The organism is Martinezella calliandrae (genome assembly GCF_030272695.1).
In the GTDB taxonomy this organism is placed as follows: Bacteria; Pseudomonadota; Alphaproteobacteria; order Rhizobiales; family Rhizobiaceae; genus Rhizobium; species Rhizobium calliandrae.
Genome location: NZ_JARFYN010000026.1, coordinates 72,255 through 90,736, shown reverse-complemented (window position 1 = coordinate 90,736; position 18,482 = coordinate 72,255). Strand labels below are relative to the sequence as shown.

The 18,482-nt window shown below is 58.0% G+C and carries 16 protein-coding genes and 1 tRNA gene; 6 read left to right on the top strand and 11 right to left on the bottom strand.

What is annotated here, in order from left to right; genetic code table 11:
* Positions 1–581 precede the first annotated feature (581 nt).
* The 5 genes from PY650_RS19990 to PY650_RS19970 all read right to left on the bottom strand — a co-directional run bounded on the left by PY650_RS19990 (position 582) and on the right by PY650_RS19970 (position 8,763).
* The gene (locus PY650_RS19990) at positions 582–2,105 is read right to left on the bottom strand and encodes an alkaline phosphatase family protein (protein ID WP_285881282.1); all 1,524 of its coding nucleotides are present in this window, start codon (positions 2,103–2,105) and stop codon (positions 582–584) included.
* Positions 2,106–2,927: 822 nt separating this feature from the next.
* On the bottom strand, positions 2,928–3,401 hold the full coding sequence (locus tag PY650_RS19985) for an ATP dependent DNA ligase (RefSeq protein ID WP_349644503.1): 474 nt from the start codon (positions 3,399–3,401) through the stop codon (positions 2,928–2,930).
* Between the two features lie 13 nt (positions 3,402–3,414).
* Positions 3,415–4,026 (bottom strand): L,D-transpeptidase, encoded by a 612-nt coding sequence (locus PY650_RS19980; RefSeq protein ID WP_285881281.1) that lies wholly within the window; start codon positions 4,024–4,026, stop codon positions 3,415–3,417.
* Between the two features lie 35 nt (positions 4,027–4,061).
* Positions 4,062–7,244, bottom strand: a complete 3,183-nt coding sequence (locus PY650_RS19975; RefSeq protein ID WP_285881280.1) for an autotransporter family protein — start codon at positions 7,242–7,244, stop codon at positions 4,062–4,064.
* A 994-nt stretch (positions 7,245–8,238) separates the two neighbouring features.
* Positions 8,239–8,763, bottom strand: a complete 525-nt coding sequence (locus PY650_RS19970; RefSeq protein ID WP_285881279.1) for a phospholipase D family nuclease — start codon at positions 8,761–8,763, stop codon at positions 8,239–8,241.
* 117 nt (positions 8,764–8,880) lie between these two features.
* On the opposite strand from PY650_RS19970, the gene PY650_RS19965 reads away from it, so the two are divergent.
* The gene (locus PY650_RS19965; RefSeq protein WP_285881278.1) at positions 8,881–9,369 is read left to right on the top strand and encodes a hypothetical protein; all 489 of its coding nucleotides are present in this window, start codon (positions 8,881–8,883) and stop codon (positions 9,367–9,369) included.
* A gap of 703 nt (positions 9,370–10,072) precedes the next feature.
* On the opposite strand, the gene PY650_RS19960 is transcribed toward PY650_RS19965, so the two are convergent.
* Positions 10,073–10,148 (bottom strand) — tRNA-Lys (locus tag PY650_RS19960).
* 491 nt (positions 10,149–10,639) lie between these two features.
* Between PY650_RS19960 and PY650_RS19955 the strand changes: the two genes are divergently transcribed.
* The 4 genes from PY650_RS19955 to PY650_RS19940 all read left to right on the top strand — a co-directional run bounded on the left by PY650_RS19955 (position 10,640) and on the right by PY650_RS19940 (position 12,509).
* Positions 10,640–10,846: a hypothetical protein gene (locus tag PY650_RS19955; protein WP_285881277.1), complete on the top strand. Its 207-nt coding sequence runs from the start codon at positions 10,640–10,642 to the stop codon at positions 10,844–10,846.
* Positions 10,847–10,982: 136 nt separating this feature from the next.
* Positions 10,983–11,240: a GlsB/YeaQ/YmgE family stress response membrane protein gene (locus PY650_RS19950; RefSeq protein ID WP_285881276.1), complete on the top strand. Its 258-nt coding sequence runs from the start codon at positions 10,983–10,985 to the stop codon at positions 11,238–11,240.
* A gap of 172 nt (positions 11,241–11,412) precedes the next feature.
* Complete coding sequence (locus tag PY650_RS19945) at positions 11,413–11,619, top strand: hypothetical protein (RefSeq protein ID WP_285881275.1); 207 nt, start codon at positions 11,413–11,415, stop codon at positions 11,617–11,619.
* 275 nt (positions 11,620–11,894) lie between these two features.
* Positions 11,895–12,509 (top strand): GntR family transcriptional regulator, encoded by a 615-nt coding sequence (locus PY650_RS19940; RefSeq protein WP_285881274.1) that lies wholly within the window; start codon positions 11,895–11,897, stop codon positions 12,507–12,509.
* A gap of 55 nt (positions 12,510–12,564) precedes the next feature.
* Here PY650_RS19940 and PY650_RS19935 read toward each other — a convergent pair whose 3' ends face one another.
* The 5 genes from PY650_RS19935 to cysG form a co-directional block, all read right to left on the bottom strand.
* Positions 12,565–13,377, bottom strand: a complete 813-nt coding sequence (locus PY650_RS19935; protein ID WP_285881273.1) for a ferredoxin--NADP reductase — start codon at positions 13,375–13,377, stop codon at positions 12,565–12,567.
* A gap of 232 nt (positions 13,378–13,609) precedes the next feature.
* On the bottom strand, positions 13,610–14,122 hold the full coding sequence (locus PY650_RS19930; RefSeq protein WP_285881272.1) for a DUF934 domain-containing protein: 513 nt from the start codon (positions 14,120–14,122) through the stop codon (positions 13,610–13,612).
* Positions 14,123–14,132: 10 nt separating this feature from the next.
* Positions 14,133–15,812 carry a nitrite/sulfite reductase gene (locus tag PY650_RS19925; RefSeq protein ID WP_285881271.1) on the bottom strand — a complete coding sequence of 560 codons (1,680 nt, stop codon included), beginning with the start codon at positions 15,810–15,812 and terminating at the stop codon, positions 14,133–14,135.
* Positions 15,813–15,819: 7 nt separating this feature from the next.
* Positions 15,820–16,134, bottom strand: a complete 315-nt coding sequence (locus tag PY650_RS19920) for a DUF2849 domain-containing protein (protein WP_285881270.1) — start codon at positions 16,132–16,134, stop codon at positions 15,820–15,822.
* 3 nt (positions 16,135–16,137) lie between these two features.
* Complete coding sequence (gene cysG / locus PY650_RS19915; RefSeq protein ID WP_432761554.1) at positions 16,138–17,580, bottom strand: siroheme synthase CysG; 1,443 nt, start codon at positions 17,578–17,580, stop codon at positions 16,138–16,140.
* 288 nt (positions 17,581–17,868) lie between these two features.
* Here cysG and PY650_RS19910 point away from each other — a divergent pair, with 288 nt between their 5' ends.
* Entirely contained in the window at positions 17,869–18,456 is a 588-nt protein-coding gene (locus tag PY650_RS19910; RefSeq protein ID WP_285881268.1) for a deaminase, read from the top strand.
* Positions 18,457–18,482: the final 26 nt, after the last annotated feature.

Here is an 18,482-nt window from a genome sequence, read left to right as displayed (position 1 = left end):
GTAATAAGCGAAACCATCAGAAAGCTCCAAAACAGAGCTCCCTAAAGAATCCATATCACATCAAACCGCCACACCTTTTTTCAAATGCGATTCCCCTGCGTCTGGGGCCGTGAAGCCGCCCGAGACCGCCAAGCCACAGCAGAACGGTCGGCTCGACGTCATCGTCACCAGCAAAGATCAACCCGTTAATGTCAAGGCGAGCGACAGCGATCTCTTCCAAAGCTTGAAGATCAACCGCGGTAACACAGCGTCAATCTGAAGCTTGGCCACTCGCCACAATTTGTTGGCGAGTGGCAGACCTCTGGCATCGTAACAGTCAGCCGCCTTTAGCGGCCATCAACGCAACCAACCACCCCCTCCAAAAAAACCGCGGGTCCTTCTGGACAAATAGTTTCTCGCTGATCGCGCCACCGCGGCGTTTCGCTAGATACAGATTTTTTATAGGAGGGGGCCATCATAGTCGATGCCACATACAAAACAGGCAAGTCGCATTGAGCTCCCAGTCGCGGTACCCCCATCTTCTCCTTCGGTCAAGGAACATTCTCCCCGCAATGCGGGGAGAAGAAACGCCACCGCAAGGATCAGAACGGCGTGCCGGGCAGTGGCTGCGTCGCTTCTTTTTGAACCGCCTGTAATTCCTTCGGGTCATAACCGAGAGCCTGAAGAATCGTTGGCGCCACTTGTGTCGTCTGCACCAGCGCAGTGATCAAGCGCGGCGAGATCGACGGATTGCTCAGAAGCAGCGCCACATTGCGGTCATTGGCATTGCTGCCACCATGTTCGGCGATTTTATTGCCGCCCGTATAGACGACGCCAGGATTTACGGTGACGATGAAATCAGGTGCGCGCGTATCGCGGGCCGGATCCTGGTAGGCTAGCGCCACCTGATTGCTGGTCAGCAATTGGCCGATGCCGAGCGCCTTGCCCTGGTCCCTCAGATACTCAGTTGCCGCGGCCAGCGATTTTACCCGCTCTTCCGGCTTCAGCCAGATTAACGATGCATCGTCGGCGATGTGGAACCCATAGCCGGGAATTTTCGTGTAAGGGTCTTCGTCGGTCGGCTGGAACTTCGACGGATCGATCGGCGACTGGCCGTGTTTCGACGCAATAACAACGAGCGTGGTGTCGTCGAGCTTATTATCTTGCAAGGCGCCGACCAATTCGCCCAGAGCGTGATCGACATAATCGAGTTGCACTGCCAGCCCGTTGTTCGGCGTGCCGTTGGCATCTGCATAGCCGCCGATCAGGCCGGCCTCATCGCCAGGCCCGGCTTTCGGCAATTTCTGCCCAACGCTCACGGCCTGCAGATTCAAGCCGAACAGTGCCGGAACCGGCTGCCTATTCGCACCCGTGCTGTCGAGCCCTTTGATTTCATTGATCACGGCTTTCACATGCGCCTCGTCGAATTCCCGCTCGGCCTTAAAGCTGCCGGTGGTTTTCACCTTGCTGCCGGGAATGAGCGAATCCTGCTCTAGCGCATACAGATCGTCGACGCCGGCGCCGGACGGGCCGTTCAGCCATTCATAAGCCGGATGCTTGTCGCTCCATGCGGTGCGGCCGCCATGCTGATGCACGATCTCAAACACATTGTTCACGCGGACGAAATCATGTGGGAATACCGGCTTACATTCGCCGTTCACCAGAACTCGCGGCAACTTGGCTGGATCGATCTGCGTTATCGGTTTACCGGGCGTGCCGCCACCATCGAGGCGGGTATCGTCGATGTCGATGCTCTCGGCGAAATTGACCTCGATACCGGGATTGCCTTGGCATTTCGAGTCTGCGGCAAAATAGCTGCGATCGAAGGAATCGTCATAGTATACACCCGTCACAGCGGGAGTGCCGCCGGTCACTTGCGCGACCAGACCCGGGAACGAATCGGATGGATTGGTGGTGACGGCGTTCGGATAAAACACGCCGGTCTTCTGAAGGGCCGCCATCGCGCTTTGCGGATGGGCTGCAACATAATTCGCCAAATCCACCGCGTGCAGGCCATCCACCGAGATCAACAGCACATGTTCATAGGGTTTGGCATTCGCCGGAGTTGCAGCCGCCGCGCAGGTCAGCGATGTGCCGAGCAAAAGACTGGCTATAACTTTATACATCCACGCCTCCTTAATGGAAATGATAATCCCCCGGAGGGACGGTAGAGCCGAGGCATGACAGAGTGATGAACTGCAGACTTCTCCGAAGCGGGCGGCGAAGTTGTCGTTAGACGCTAGCCAATCCTGGATAGCTCATCGGCGCGCTCGTTGCCTTCGATCCGATGTTCCCACTTCCGCCCAGTTCAGTGCCAGCAGGTTGTAGGTTGCATCATCAATTAGCCGACCGCACGGTGCACGGTTATTAAAAATTATCTGGGCGGGCGGGCACCGCGAACCTTAACGCGAATTTGTAATGCGTTTTGGTTGTATTATTCCTCAAACACATTAAAGAGCATTTGCTGCTTCCCATAGTGATGAGCGACCTTCTTGACACCGTCATTTTTTCTTCGGCCCGTTTGTCGGTTTGGTGGGAGCAGGTTCTGGAGAATCTCCACCAAGTCTCGGCTGGTGATCCGGCTGCCGTACGAGAGAGAAGATCGAACTATCGATCATTGCTCCAGCATCGAGAGTTGAGACAAGATCGATGATGGCGTTGGCTATCCAAGGCTCCGCTGGATAGACAAGATATGGGTAGTCTATGGAGCTTTGTGCGTGACGCCGTGCGGCTTCAATTTTGCAAGGTCATTCCTTTCGGGTTCCCGTTTGCACAGGCTATTGCCGCCTGTGGCTTTGGCTACGGGCTGGCAGAGTATTTCTCCCAGTAGGATCAGGATCTATCGAAATGTCGCCCACACAGACCGGTGACTGTTCCTGCGATGGCGGCAAGTATTGCACCGGCCCTCGCGGCGGCCGCTTCTGCATGACACATGAAGGCAAGAAAAGCTATTTGCGGCACGACTGAGCGGGAAACTCGACGGTAGTCAGTGGCGGCTCGATCCTGTACACCTCGGCGTTGTCCTGCCTCTCCCTTAAGCCCTTATAGGACGCCTGCCGCAGCATCCCATCATGCGTCCAGGCGCGATATTGAATCTCGGCGATAAGCGACGGCTGTACCCACACGACACCTTTACGCTTTAGAGCCACCGCTGGCTTTAACGTCGTCAGTGTGTCGAGATCCTTGCGCAGCTTGAGTGTCGCGCGTTCCTTAAAGCCCGTCCCTACCCAGCCGACATAGACGAGCTCGTTGCCCTTATAGGCCGCCAGCAGTAGCCGACCGATACCGCCTAGGGCAGACGAGGATGGCTCGTGGAAGCCAGGTGGCGTGTCTGTTTGCCGCTTGCCGAACGCGTCGGCGCCTTCCGTTCCCTGTTCAATGAACACTTCGTAGGTAACCATCGTGGCTCTCCACGACGTCATCAGTCCCACCTGATCAGAGGACGACGACGGCCGTCCCCACCTTCACCCTGGTATAAAGATCGATGACGTCCTCGTTGAACATGCGTATGCAGCCTGATGACGCCTCGGTTCCGATGGTCCATGGCTCCGAAGTCCCGTGGATGCGGATGAGCGTGTCCCGCCCGTCCTGATACAGATAAAGCGCTCGGGCTCCGAGTGGGTTGTCGGTGCCCGGTGGAATGCGGGCTGGCATTCCCGGGGCGACAGCCTTCATGTCATCTGTCGGATACCACGCCGGCCAGGTCGATTTCCGACCTATCGTCGCCCTTCCTCTCCAGCTGTAGCCGGTCCGGCCGATCGCGATGCCGTAGCGCATGGCCGTCGCAGGTGTCTCCACCAGATAGAGGTGCCTGTTCGTGGTATCCACAACGACCGTTCCGGGCGGCATGCCGGTCTCGTTTGGTACCTGCGTCGGCTGGAACGAGGAATCAAAGCGAGCGCGGTTGACCAGTCGCACCGGATAGGGCTCATTTGCAAACGCCGACGTCTTCGGCGGCTGCGAAGTTCTAGGCTGGTCCTGGCAAGCGACAAGCGCCATCGCCGTCACCGCCAGTGCCAGTGCCAGTGCCAGTCGAGTGTAGTGCATCTGCCGAGCTCTCCAGCGTCGCTCCAGAAGCGGTCCTACCACTTCACCTTGAGGCCGATCCGTCCTCCCCAGCTATCGGAATCGCCGTGGCCGATACCGAAGTTGTAATCGCCGGAGGCAAAAACGGACACGTTCTGAGCGACCTCTCCGGAAAGCCCGAGACCGACATGTCCCCAGTTACCGCCAAGATCGGTATGGAACGTCACAGGGTTGGCACCCGACAGGCTGGAGTCGGTCGTATCCGCGGAAGCGCCGAAGGAACTCCAGATATCGGTCGAAGCCCATGCTGTGAATCTGCGTCCTGCCTCGGTGGTCCAGTCTCTTGCAAGACGGGCTCCCAGGCGCCCGTAGAGCGCGTCCGTATCACCATAGTCGAACTGACCGAAATGGTCGGCGTCGTCGTTGAGTGACACGTGCTGGTAGATGAACTGCGCCTGCGGCTCGATAGACCACCCGTCCGTGATGCGGAAAGGCCGGCCCGTTTCCAGAGAGGCCGCAAATCCCCAGCCGTCCGTTCCGAAGGATTCGCCTGGAAGTCGTCCGCGCCCTTCGGCGGCGGTGTTGGCGTCGTACCAGGTCGCCTGGAGCACGCCGTCGACGTACCAGCCGCTTTCGGCCAGTCTTGTCCAGTAGGCGCCGAGCGAATAGCCGTCGATGTCCGCCGAGCCGGCGCGCTGCCCGAATGGGGTATCGACGTCGGACGTGATCCGTCCAGCCCCGAGATAGAAGCCCGCCACGTCGCGCGTTCCATTGTCATTGTCTCTGCGCAAGAGATCGGCGCCTATTTGGATTCCCCACATGTCGAAATCATAGGAAGGACCATTGTCGACAAGGCTGCGAACCGCCGCTCTTTGACTTGAGGTGTTGAAATCCACGTCTCCCGTTTCGCCGAAAATGCGCCCCCATACCGCATGCCGGTGGGGTTGGACCGAGTCGGCGTAGGCCGAACTCTCCGCTGCCGTTGGAGTGCATCGGAAATTCTGCGTCGGATCCTTGCACCAGATGGTCTCGGCCGGCTTTACCGGATCGGGATAGTCGATCCCCACGCGGTCACGATAGGTTCCGATCATGCCCAGTCCGAGACGGTTCGCCAACGCTGGCAGGACGATGTCCGGCGGCACTTCGTTGCGATAGTCGGGGATCGGATCCGGCGGAGGGGTCGGCGGTCCGGGAGGACTTGGAGGTTCCGGCGGCTCGGGAGGCAATGTCGACCGGAGATACCAGTTCCCGTCGGCCGCGTCTGCGCCGACCCCGTTACGATAGAGAGTGTATTCGTAGGCGCCGCTGGCTGCACGCGAACCCAGGGTGAACGTCCCGTCGGCGGAACCGGCCTTGTTTCGCACCTCGACGACCTCGATGCCATTGCCAGGCGTCACCGCACCCGCCGAGGCCGGGTCGATGGTAATCCCTATGGACGTTGCGCCGCCGGCGCCGAGCTGCGTCTGATCGACGACCAGTATATCGGAGTAGGAGTTAGTCTGGCCGGCGAGTGGAATGCCATCATTGAGCCGGGTGTCGAGCAGTAGCTGGCCGCCGTCGGAGATATAGACGCCGGATCCGGCGGCGCCTCCAGCCGCCGCGTTGCCGGTAATGACGAGCGTGTTCCCAAGCGCGGCGCCTCTAAGATCGATAGTGCCGGCGTTGTCGAAAGTCTCGAGATTGACCATCTGTCCTTGGAGAAGCCCTTCCCGCGTGAAATCGTAGAAAGAGGCTTCGAGGGGGCGGCTGTCGATGCCGGTCGTCGGCACGTAGTAACCGCTCGGATCTGTGGTCGCCGCGCCGACTATGGGGGCGAGACGGACGACGCCGTTGGATTCGTTGGAGAAGGTGTCGGTGCCGGCTCCGAAATCCGATATCGCGACCCGCTTCGTGTCAGGAGCGCCGTCGCCATTGGTGTCGGCGAAGTTCCGGATGTCGAAGGAATGGGGCGTCAGATTGCGGAACGTGGCATCGCCCGCTCCGAGCTGAACATATCCAGTTATCGTGCCGTTGTTGATAATCGTCAGCGGTTCGGCGGCTCCTATACCGTACCTGTCGAGCTCGACGATGGCGCGATCCGACAAGGCGCCAATCGACCCGTTGTTCATCAGCGTGGATCCAGCCCCCCGCGATCCGATCGCGACGCCCGCCGACGGCAGCCCGGCTGTTCCCGTGTCCGTCGTCCCCGCCTGCCAGCCGCCTGAAATAATCCCTCCCGCTTCGTTGGTGACGTTGGAGGTGTTGCCCAATGCATAGACGCCGACGGCATACTGCCCTTTGGCCTGGACGATGGAACCCGTGTCGATTGTCGACATACCGGCGTTGCCCGTTACGGCCTGGATACCGCTGGATTCGCGCCCGGTGGTCGTGATCGGCCCAGTGTTCGTAACGGACAAATTTCCGTCGGTGGAGTTTGCGAGGATGCCGGCGCTGTTAAGACCTTGGGTCTGAATAGACCCCGTGTTCGACGCCGTGATCGGGCCGCCGGGGCCGTTTGTCCCGGCGGTCGTGGTCAACTCGATGCCACGGCTATTGTCGCCTGTCGTGGCTATCGGCCCCGAGTTGGAAACGTTCATGGCACCTCTGACCGCGACCGCCCGGATGCCGTCCGCACGCGCTCCTTGCGTGTCGATCGCCGCCCCCGTGGCGAGATCCACGGTCCCGGTTCCTTGGGTAACGATGTATATGCCCGAGTTGGGATTGAGCGAGTTGTTCGCGCCGGCAATCGTGTTGTCGAGATTCACGGTCATTCCGGGGGCGATGTTGCCGCGGACGTTACCCCCGCCTGCAAGCGAGTCGATGAATATGCCGTTGCCGCCCCTGACGGTGATGGATCCGGTGGCCGTCATGTTGAGTGTCGCAGCGCCGCCTTGATGGGTGGTCGTTTCCACGCCGTCGTTGTCGTCCGTATTCGTAGCCTGGCTGTCGACAATGAGCACTCCACCGATAGTCGACGTCGCGCTACCGGTTCCTTGCATGTTCATCAGGATCGATGTCCCGAACCTGGTCGTGACGTTGTTCGTGCCGGAAAGCGTTAAGGTTCCATTGCCTCCAACCGAAGGAGACGCCAGCGAATAGATGCCGACGGAGTTGGTACCGGTGCGCTGGTTGAAGACGGTGACGTCGCTGGCGTTTAACGAGACCGAAGCGCCGGCGCCGCCTTGTGCCCACGATTGAATTGCGAACTCCGTGCTTGTGCCGGGGCTAATCGTAACCGTCGACGGTCCCGTGATCGTCAAATTTGCGGCCCCTGTGGCCGCCTGGCAAAGGACGATCCCGTTGTAAGTGTTCGGACCATTATTGCACGCAGCGTACGCAGCAGGCGTGACAAGCAGCCACGCCGCAGAAAAAGATGCGATTGGGATCAGTGCAGTGCAAACAGATAGCGAATTGCGCAACCGCGCGCATGAGGAATGCGAACCTACGTGAGCCATGTTATCGCTCCGAGAATCATTGCATCAATCTCGGGAGCGAGGCTCTATTTTAGTTTTCTCTATTTCAAGTGCTTTTGAATATAACGGAAGTATACCCGAGCCGATTTAAGGTTGAGTGTTGCGAATGCAACACAAAGAGGTTGCGGTCGCCGCCGCTTCGGGATCCGCAGCCGCCGACGCTGCATTCTCGGCAAGAAGGCACGGCGAGGCCTACTACCACCGCCGTCGCTATCGACATTCGCGCGGATCCCGACAATGATGGCGGCAATTGGGGCTGTCATGATGAGATTTATTTTCGCGGTCGGTGTCGTCGTCTCTGTTGCTTATCCGTCGTCAGGCCACGCGGCAGAGAAAGCGAACCATCCGTCGTCGTATCGAAGCTATTACGTCAAGATCGGCGACACGTCTAAGCGCTTGTGCAACCAGCTGATTTACACCCAGAACTTCCCTATCGGTAGTCCCACCATAACCGCAAAAACTGACGACGGGGATTTCAGCTTTAGCGGACCTGAAGCTGATTCCAATGAAATAACTGTCAAAGGCCTCTTTGTGGGGCGCCCCCCTAAAGGGGAGAGGAACGCGCAAATGGACGGAGTCCGTAAAAGGTCGAGTTTCCAGAGCTCGGCAAGACCCGCAACGACATGATCCGCTACAACATCCAGGAATGGCTTGAAATGAACGCCTATCCGCCGGTCCGAATCATGGAAGAGGACGGCGAGATGGGTGGGACGACGTAGCCGGTGGCTTGGTGTGGTGTCCGAGCGGTGATTACCGGTGGAATTTAGTGGCCTTTAGGCAGCTACCGTAGGGTATCGCCGAACGTTCTGGCCACCTTCAGCCGGCTATCCCAATTCGCCAGAAATTCGCCGGCAACCTCTCGGCTTTCCATGAACGTGAGGTTCTCGGCATTTCGCTTTTGCGCTGCGGCCGTGTAATTATATGACCCGCCTATCACGAGGTGCTCGTCAATCACGATGACCTTGTTATGGGCGATTGCGGGCTCATAATCGATCCAGACGGGAATGCCGGCGGCATCGAGCAGCGTGGCACCCGAATATTTCCGCTCATTGGTCTTGTCGAGAATCGCCAGGACTTCCACACCCCTGCCCGCGGCGCGCTGCAGTGCATGGATGATCGGCAGCGACGTAAAGCCGTATGCCTGGACGCGGATGGATGATTTCGCCCGGTCGACTTCGCCAACAATCAAGCTCTCGCACTGCTCGGCCGGCGTGAAGCATACGGAGACTTTCGCTGCGGCAGGCTGACCGGCATGGAGCGAGCCAGCGCACAGCAGGACGGCAATCGTGACAACGGCTATTCTCATTTCTTCCTCATTGAGATGGATGCAGGACGGCGCGCCAATTGCGTAACCTATAGGCGACTTCCGCCATCGACATTCGCGCGACTCAAGATAAATTCAGCCCATTTGAGGGCTGTGAAAATGTTGCGCACGGTATGGTTTTTTATCTTTGCGTTTGCTGCAGTGACAGCACACGCTCAAACGACGACTTCATCCGATATCGCGAACAAGCTAAACGCCCAGGCTAAGAGGCTTGGCTACCATCTTACCTTCCGCAAGGGCCGCTGCGATCAGGATGTCAAATATGTCTGCGATTTTACCGCTGCGTCAGGCCCCTATCACTACCGCCTCACGGCAGTCTCACAATCGCGGTCCGCACCAATCGATCATTTCACGCTACCGATGGATAAGCACATATCCAGCGTGGCGCTTGCAAGCTATGCCACGATCGTCAGTCTGATTGGAGATGTAGATTCACCCGTCGAGACGGTGCAGCCTTTCCTTCAGGAAGAGATCGTCGGCGCCTCCACCAATGGCGGCGTGATCTCCGATCCCTTTCGTGGTTTCCAGCAGACGGTCACAGTTGTGCCGGGTGCGGGCGTTCTGGTGTCCTTATCATGGCAGGATTAATTCTGACTCCCGAATGCCCGTAAAGCAACAGTTGGGCGCTTCTATGAAACTATTGGGCTCATTGGTCGGTGTAGACTTCCGTGACGTTATCGAAACGCTTGCCTTGCTCGATCGATTTGGGAGCTCACGTTCGCTGCAGATGATAATTGATCGTATAGGCAGTTCGAGAGCTGCTCCGGCCCCGGCAGATAAGGCACTAGATTTAGGCATTGCGCTAGAAATGTTGCTGATGCACGAGAACGGCGATAATCCTAAGGACAATCAAGAGATCAGCAACAAGATCGCCACTCGCGCAGCATGGCTACTCGGACGAGGGGTCGTCTGTCGACGATCGGCAGAAGTTCTACAAAGACGCTCAGGACCTATACAGCCATAGGTCTTCAGTCGCTCACTCCGGCCATCTCAAGAGCGGAAAAAACTTCAAGCCGGACGGCGCGGAAGCCTTCGTGGTGGCCATACTGAATAGAATTCTTACGGCCGGTCGGTTTCCAGATTGGCGCCGAATTGTCTTGGGCGACGAGTTCTGACAGTCGGTCAAGACCGCGACACACCCAGCTACTCGTCTAGAGTATTTCTGCTGCCATTTGATGTTGCGCGCTATGCCACGCGTTTTTGCGCGCTACAAAATGATCTCGCGTGGCGATTCGGTGGCGACCAGCAAGCTCACCAAAAAGCAAAATTATCTCTAAGTGATTGATTTTTTTGGTGAGAGCGATGGGATTCGAACCCATGACCTACTGATTAAAAGTCAGTTGCTCTACCGGCTGAGCTACGCTCTCCCCATCCGTGGATGATTTGCACCCCGGCTGGAAGTGCGCGGAACATATGCAGACACCCTATCGCGGTCAACCCAAAATCGTCGTTGCATTCACGCAAAATGCGTTTGCACATGCCGAGGTGGCGAAACCAGTCCGTCTCGACGGCCGCATCGGGACAATTTGCGTGTAACGGGCAGCGTGTAACCGGGTCCTTTGTCGCAAGACGCAGCGATCGGTCGTTTTGATGATAAGGCACTAAGCAATTCCACAATTCCAAGACTAGATTATAGTTTATTCTTGCCTTTTTGGGAGCTTGCCCCACAATTTTTGCGTGCCAATTACGCCTTTCTCATTCAAACGAATGACTCGGCGAGCGTTACTTTAGAATGTTACCACTGTTTGATGGGATGGTTTGAACGAATACGGCATTGTTGAAGTTTGTTGCTGCATTCTGAGGTCATCTGTTCAGTATCAGGTTTGGTCCGGCACTGGGGGGGGATCGAGGGGGCGCCATGAAGCAGAAAGCCGAGCTTTATAAATGGTGCAAAGCACAGGAACAATTTCTGCGTTTTCATTTGCGTTGTCTGAAACAAGGCCGCATCCGGGTGCATCTCGTCGAAAACAACCGCTTCATCGACACAACCGATGAAATCACCGAAGAGCTCAATAAACAGCTTGCCGATCTCAAAGCTTGCCTCGGCACCCCGGAACAACCGTAACATTTCCCCTCAATAATCACGATTGTAACGAGTAGCCACGATCGCGGGCCGCACGCAATTGTTTTGCGGGGCGAATCGCTTTTGGTGTATATCAACGCTTGTTAACAACCCGCGGATTTCTCTTGGGAGGTTCTTCATGGAAGACGCACATGTCGGTTGGATCGCAGCAATCATCATCGGTGGCCTCGCTGGCTGGCTTGCCGAGAAGCTCATGGAAAGCAACATGGGCGTCATCATGAACATCATCCTCGGCATTGTCGGGGCAATTGTTGCTAGCTGGCTCCTGGGAATCCTGCACATCGCATTGCCGTTCAACGCGTGGATCAACTATTTGATCACCGGTTTTATCGGTGCTTGCATCCTGATTTTCGTCGGCCGGTTGATCAGACGGTAGACACGCGCTTCACGGGCAAAAGCCCTTCGGCACTGGGATAATCAACGGGAAGACGAGATCGTTCGTCTTCCCTTTTTTATTGCGTTTGTGTGACATCACGACCGTCATAACCCTTTTCAACCTCGCCTGCAGCCCTAGCTTCGTTGGTAGAACGCAAGAGGAGGTAGGAAGCATGACGGAAAGGGCCACACAGACGACGGGCCGGAAAGTGATACGCGGTCGCCCGTATAGCATCGCTGAATTTGCGCGGAAATATCGCCTCGACGACAAGGAGGCCAAGCGACTGTATGACAAATTCGGCCCATCTTCTACAGAACTGGATTTGCTGATGGCCGCCAAGCGCAAACCGCCAAGCCTTTCCTCCGCAATCGGCTGTTGATCCGATATCACGGCGATCGCAATTAAAGTCTCGCCGAGCCCTTCGACCATACCAAGATGAGAACTTCGGTATTTCCGGACGGTTCGTCGGTGCCTTCACGAATGCGGCAACGACCTCGCGGTGGGCTTGGCTCAACAGCGGCAGTTGATGCCGTTCGCCCAGACAGTTGGTGTGCAACAACCCTGCTCATATGCCTGATATATCACGACAACTTGCCATCGCGAGAACGACATGGCAATATGTGATATATCAGCATTGATCGGAATCAGCTGGGAATGCAGAATTCGCAAAGCCACCTCGCTTATCTCGCTCTCGAGCATCTGATCGTTACGCTGGCGCTGAAACCCGGTGCGCTGGTAACGGAGAAGCAGCTGATCGAGTTGGCAGGCCATGGGCGCACGCCGGTGCGCGAGTCGATCCAGAAGCTGGCGTGGCAGGGGCTGATCCATGTGCGGCCCCGCGTCGGATTGCAGATCGCGGACATTCGACCGGAAGACCATATGCACGTCATGCAGGTCAGGCGCGAACTCGAACCGATTGCAGCATCGCTGGTCGCCAGCCACGCCACGCGGGAACAACGCGAGCAATTGCTCGACTGCGCCAGGCTGATGACCGATTGCGCCGCCACAGGCGATCTTGCAGGCTTCTTCGCCGCCGATAAGACATTCGACGAAATCCTCGAGGAGGCCTGCCCGAATGGCTTCATGATGGCAGCACTCGGACCTGTGCAGACCCATTCGCGGCGGCTCTGGTATTCGACCGCGACGCCCGACGGCATGGACCGGTCGATCGCGCTGCATGTACGGGTCATCAGGGCCATCCATCAGGGCAATGCCGAAGATGCCCGCAAGGCGATGGCGACACTGATCGATTATCTCAGCGACAAATGAAAAAGGCGGCCCTGCTGCCGAGACCGCCCTTCCCTATTGTGCTATTTCAAAACTCTCAACCGACGAATGCACGTTCGATCACGAATTCGGCCGGCTTACTGTTGGCGCCTTCATTCAATCCCGCTCTTTCAAGCAGGTCCTTGGTGTCCTTCAACATGGCGGACGAGCCGCAGATCATGCCGCGGTCGACAGCCGGATCCAGCGCGGGAACGCCGAGGTCAGCGAAGAGCTTGCCGTTTTCGATGAGATCGGTAATGCGGCCCTTGTAGGGGTACTCCTCGCGAGTGACGGTCGCATAATGGCGCAACTTGTCGCCGACGACTTCACTCAGGATTTCGTCGTTGCGAATTTCCTCGACGAGGTCGAAGCCATATTTCAGCTCGGCGACATCGCGGGTCGTGTGGGTGAGGATGACTTCCTCGAACTTCTCATAGGTTTCGGGATCGCGGATCAGGCTGGCGAAGGGCGCAATGCCAGTGCCGGTCGAGAACATATAGAGCCGCTTGCCCGGCGTCAGCGCGTCGAGCACCAGCGTGCCGGTCGGCTTCTTGCGCATCAGTACTTCGTCGCCCGGCTTGATATTCTGCAGGTGCGACGTCAGCGGACCATCCGGCACCTTGATCGAGAAGAATTCGAGCTCGTCGGCCCAGGCGGGGCTCGCGATCGAATAGGCGCGGTAAAGCGGCTTGCCGTCGACCATGAGCCCGATCATCGCAAATTCGCCCGAGCGGAAACGGAAGCCCTGCGGCCGGGTCATCGTGAAACGAAAGAGCCGGTCGGTATAATGAACCACGCTCAGCACCTTCTCGGCGAAAACGCCGGCGGGAACTGCGGAAACAAAGTCTTCTGTCTTGGCGGGGGCGTTCATTCGGTATCGGATCCCGTATTCGTCGTCTATGTCGTTCTTGCTGTCTGCTCTTTACGGGCTGATATTATAATATAACCCGCATTTAAAGGCATTCTATTCCATCCCGCGCTGCGGAGCTGAAATATGCGTATTCCGGTCTAGATTTAACCGACCCCAGAATACATATGGTGATCGGCAGGATGATGGCAATCCGATCCCGGTCAAATTGCCGCGAATTGCCACCTTCGCAAGGTCAGGCCGATTTGGCCGATACCCGCCGCCAGCTAAAGGCCTGGCCGCCTTCTGCGTGCCTGACGGCCGGCTGATAATGGTGCGGAATACCCGGCAGGCGATTTTCCGAAAGCCGCTTGAGCGTCGTCTCGTTCGTGACCGCGAAACTGTCGATGCCGACGCGCAGCATCAATGGAATCTGATCGATCAGCACATCGCCCACCGCGCGCAGTTCGTTGGTGTAGCCGAGACGTTGGCGCAGCAGCGAAGCATGGCTGAAGGCGCGACCATCGTTGAAAGCCGGGAAAGCGACGGCGACGATCTCCAGGCGATAGAGATAGGGCTCCAGCCTGGTCACGTCGTCGGCGGGCTTGATCACCACACCGAGGCCGACATCGTTGCTTTCCTCAGCCTTGGCGATCAATGCGTCGAGGCCAAGAAGCGGCTTCTGCTCTTCGCTCGCTTTCTCCTCATCGGTCTCGATGACCCAAGGATCGTTTGCGACAAAACCGGTTTCCCGCCAAATTTTCGTCATGGCCATCTCCTTATGCCGCTTCGGCCGCGGCCGAGGACGAGCCGTAGAGCGCGTCCTTGAAGGGCTGCGGTCCAACCCGACGATAGGCAGCAAGGAAGGATTCGGAGCGTTCCAGGCGCAGGCCGAGATAGGTGTCGACGATCGTCTCGATCGCGTCGGTCACCTTGTCCGGCTCGAAGCCTCGGCCAATGATCTCACCGATCGACGTATGCTCGTCGCCGGAGCCACCGAGCGTGATCTGATAGAGTTCGGCACCCTTCTTTTCGACGCCAAGCAAGCCGATATGGCCGACATGGTGGTGGCCGCAGGCGTTGATGCAGCCGGAAATCTTGATCTTCAACTCACCGATCTCGGCCTGACGCTCGGCCGAACCGAAGCGCTTGGAGATTTCCTGCGCAACCGGGATCGAACGGGCGTTGGCAAGGGCGCAATAGTCGAGCCCAGGACAAGCGATAATATCGGTAATCAGACCGGCATTGGCAGTCTCCAGGCCGGCGGCGACCAGGCCGCGATAGACGGCTTCGAGATCGGCCAGCGCCACATGCGGCAGGATCAGGTTCTGCTCGTGGCTTACGCGGATCTCGTCGAAGGCATATTCTTCGGCAATATCGGCAACCACGTCCATCTGCGCATCCGAAGCATCGCCCGGAATACCACCGATCGGCTTCAGCGAGACAGTCACCATGCCATAATCGGGGTGCTTGTGCGGCTGCACATTCTGCTGCACCCAACGGGCAAAATCCGGATCCGCCTTCTTCCAACGGGCAAGGTTTTCCCAACCTTCCGGACGCTCGGGCAAAGCCGGCGGCGCAAAATAGGTCGTGATCGCCTGAACGTCGGCCTCCGGAAGCTTCAGCTCGGTATCCTTGAGTTTTGCAAACTCGACTTCGATTTGGCGCGTCAATTCCTCGGCACCGGTTTCATGCACGAGGATCTTGATGCGAGCCTTGTATTTGTTGTCGCGGCGGCCGTGCAGATTGTAAACGCGCATGATCGCGGTCGTGTAGGACAAAAGGTCTTCTTCCGGCAGGAAGTCGCGGATCAGCTTGGCGACCATTGGCGTGCGGCCCTGTCCGCCACCGACATAGACGGCAAAGCCGATTTCGCCCTTGTCGTTTTTCTTCAGATGCAGGCCGATGTCGTGCACCTGGATCGCTGCGCGGTCACGCTCGGCGCCGGTGACTGCGATCTTGAACTTGCGCGGCAGGAAGGAGAATTCCGGGTGAACCGAGGACCACTGCCTTAGGATTTCCGCATAGGGGCGCGGGTCGGCGACTTCGTCGGCAGCGGCGCCGGCAAAATGGTCGGCCGTGACGTTGCGAATGCAATTGCCTGACGTCTGGATGGCGTGCATCTCCACAGAAGCGAGCTCGGTAAGCACGGCCGGTATATCGGACAGCTTGGGCCAGTTGAACTGCAGGTTCTGGCGGGTGGTGAAATGGCCGTAGCCGCGGTCATAGGTGCGAGCAATATGCGCCAGCATGCGCACTTGGCGTGAGCTTAGCGTGCCATAGGGAATGGCGATGCGCAGCATGTAGGCATGGAGCTGCAAATAGACGCCATTCATCAGACGCAGCGGCTTGAACGCATCTTCCGCGAGTTGCCCCGAAAGGCGCCGCTCCACCTGATCGCGGAACTGCGCAACCCGTTCCGCGACAAAGGCGTGGTCAAATTCGTCGTAGCGATACATGATTTCCTCAAACTGCAATGAATTCCGGATCGGCCGCGGCATAACCGGGCGCGTATTCCATGGTGGGACCTTCGGCGCGGATGCGCTCACGCAAACGCAGCGGCCAAAGCTTGCCGCCGATTTCCTGGATCTCGATCAGAGCGACGTCGACAACCTTGTTGTCGGCATAGGCCTGCTTGCCGATCGCCTCAAGTTCGGTCTCCGCCTCGCTATGACGCGCGACCAACGCCCCCTGCAGCGAGGTCGCCCACTCACCATTGGCATTCCACCAGACGGCGATACCATCGGTCAGCCGGTTTGCGGTCAAAACCTTGTCGACCATGGATCAGCTCCTTGCAAATTCTTGAGCAACGGTCTCCTGACGGACCAGCGGCTCGGACTGTTCAAAATTGGCACCGGCGACAGCATCGCCGATAATGACCATGACCGGACCGCTCAATTCATCGCGATGCTCGAGGTCGGGCAGATCTTTCAGTGTGCCGTGCATGAGACGCCGGTCGTAACGGCTGGCGTTTTCGATGACGGCGACAGTCGTCTCTGGCGGAAGACCTGCTTCCATCAGGCGACCGGCAACGGAAGCGGCGACCGTACGGCCCATATAGACGGCGATGGTCGCGCCGGATACGGCAAGGCTTGCCCAGTCCGGCAGGACGTTGCCGGTCAGGTCGTGACCGGTGGTGAAGACCAGCGATGAAGCGACGCCCCGCAGCGTCAACGGCAGCTCGAAATCGGCGGCCGCCGCAAAGGCCGAAGTAATGCCCGGAACAATCTCGTAGGATACGCCGGCCGCCCGCAGGGCAGCCATTTCCTCACCCGCCCGGCCATAGACCAGCGGATCGCCGGACTTCAGTCGCACGACGCGCTTGCCGTCGCGGCCGAGCTGCACCAGCAGATCGTTGATCTCTTCCTGCGATTTGGTGTGGCAGCCCTTGCGTTTGCCGACAGAAAGACGCTCCGCATCACGGCGGCTCATATCGACGATCGCCTGCGGTACAAGCGCGTCATAGACGATGACATCGGCTTCCATCATGACGCGCTGAGCACGCAACGTCAGCAGATCTTCCGCGCCAGGACCGGCACCGACCAGCCATACATGGCCCTCGACCTTGTGCATCGAGTGCAGCAAACCGTCGGCAGCGCGTTCTGCCTGCGGCAAATGGCCGGCGCTGACGGCGTCGGCGACGGGACCGGAAAAGAAGCGGCGCCAGAAAATCCGGCGCGCGACCCCACGCGGCACCAGGCGATCGACGGATTTGCGATAGGTCGTCGCCAGTTCCGCGAGCTTGCCGAGCGAGGGCGACAGTATCTGGTCGATCTGCGCCCGGATCATCTGTGCCAGCACAGGACCTGCGCCTTCGGTACCGATGGCGACGGCGACGGGGGCGCGGTTGACGAGCGCCGGGGTGTAGAAATCGCAATAGTCCGGCTGATCGACAGCGTTGGCAGGTATTCTTTCGGCGCGGGCGGCCTCGACAATGGCGCGGTCAGCCTCTTTATCGCCGGTGGCGGCGAATACCAGGGCGGCGCCCTTGACCTGATCCGGCGAAAAAGCTTGACGCACGGTCTCGATGCGGTTGGAAATCAGGAAGGAATGATAGTCGGCTTCCGGCGCTGGCGCGTAGGCAACGATCTTGGCCTGCGTATTCATCAGCAACCGCGCCTTGGCGAAGGCTTCATCGCCATTTCCGAAAACAGCCGCCGTCCTTCCTTCCACACGAAAGAAGGCCGGAAACACCGAGAGCTGGTCAGTCTTGGGAGGCATTATCATTCCACTTCGAGATTGCCTGAATATCACCCTAGCAGCCAATAGAATGAAGAAACAGAAATTCTAATGCCCCGGCGAACCCGTATTCTTTTGCTCGACATCTCTCCGATTTGAGCAAAACTCACCAGACGCCCGGATCAAGATAAATACAGGAAATCCATAGACTTTTAAGACTTCTTGCCAGCAAAGACAGTCCTATTGCCTGTGGCAAACGGTGTCCATACGTCATTTGCGCATTCCGTATAGCCGGGGATGCCGTTAAGATAGGGAAAATGTTTCGGAGTATGCCGCTTGTCCGCCAACACCATCGCCCCTCGCCTCCTCGATGTGATGGAAGACGATATCCTGCCGCTAACTAAAAGGGGCGTTGCCGCCGGCAACAAAGTATTCGGCGCCGCGATCCTGCGTAAATCCGACCTGTCGCTGGTTATCGCTGAAACGAACAACGAGCTCGAAAATCCGCTTTGGCATGGGGAAGTCCATGCGTTGAAGCGGTTTTACGAACTCGGCCAAAGGCCCGCGACCAAGGACCTGATCTTCCTCTCCACCCACGAGCCCTGCACCATGTGCATGTCGGCGATCACCTGGGCCGGTTTCGACAATTTCTACTATTTTTTCAGCCACGAGGATTCCCGCGACGCTTTCGCGATCCCGCATGACCTGAAGATCCTGAAAGAGGTATTCGGACTGGAACCGGGTGGATACCGCCGGCAGAACGCCTTCTGGAACAGCTTTGCGGTCGCCGATCTCATCGAAACCGAAGCGGACCCGCTGAAGACGGCCCTCAAGGAACAGACAGCGCGCATCAAGGCCGCCTACAACGCGCTCTCCAACCGCTATCAGGCGTCCAAGAGCGAAAACGACATTCCACTGAACTGACTAAGACAAGATTGATAGAGGCCCCG

Coding starts and splice junctions, on each gene's coding strand:
- PY650_RS19935 (WP_285881273.1), bottom strand. CDS start 13,377: ATGAACGCCCCCGCCAAGACAGAAGACTTTGTTTCCGCAGTTCCCGCC.
- cysG (WP_432761554.1), bottom strand. CDS start 17,580: ATGATAATGCCTCCCAAGACTGACCAGCTCTCGGTGTTTCCGGCCTTC.
- PY650_RS19955 (WP_285881277.1), top strand. CDS start 10,640: ATGAAGCAGAAAGCCGAGCTTTATAAATGGTGCAAAGCACAGGAACAA.
- PY650_RS19980 (WP_285881281.1), bottom strand. CDS start 4,026: ATGCACTACACTCGACTGGCACTGGCACTGGCACTGGCGGTGACGGCG.
- PY650_RS19925 (WP_285881271.1), bottom strand. CDS start 15,812: ATGTATCGCTACGACGAATTTGACCACGCCTTTGTCGCGGAACGGGTT.
- PY650_RS19945 (WP_285881275.1), top strand. CDS start 11,413: ATGACGGAAAGGGCCACACAGACGACGGGCCGGAAAGTGATACGCGGT.
- PY650_RS19930 (WP_285881272.1), bottom strand. CDS start 14,122: ATGACGAAAATTTGGCGGGAAACCGGTTTTGTCGCAAACGATCCTTGG.
- PY650_RS19985 (WP_349644503.1), bottom strand. CDS start 3,401: ATGACGTCGTGGAGAGCCACGATGGTTACCTACGAAGTGTTCATTGAA.
- PY650_RS19940 (WP_285881274.1), top strand. CDS start 11,895: ATGCAGAATTCGCAAAGCCACCTCGCTTATCTCGCTCTCGAGCATCTG.
- PY650_RS19965 (WP_285881278.1), top strand. CDS start 8,881: ATGTTGCGCACGGTATGGTTTTTTATCTTTGCGTTTGCTGCAGTGACA.
- PY650_RS19920 (WP_285881270.1), bottom strand. CDS start 16,134: ATGGTCGACAAGGTTTTGACCGCAAACCGGCTGACCGATGGTATCGCC.
- PY650_RS19970 (WP_285881279.1), bottom strand. CDS start 8,763: ATGAGAATAGCCGTTGTCACGATTGCCGTCCTGCTGTGCGCTGGCTCG.
- PY650_RS19950 (WP_285881276.1), top strand. CDS start 10,983: ATGGAAGACGCACATGTCGGTTGGATCGCAGCAATCATCATCGGTGGC.
- PY650_RS19990 (WP_285881282.1), bottom strand. CDS start 2,105: ATGTATAAAGTTATAGCCAGTCTTTTGCTCGGCACATCGCTGACCTGC.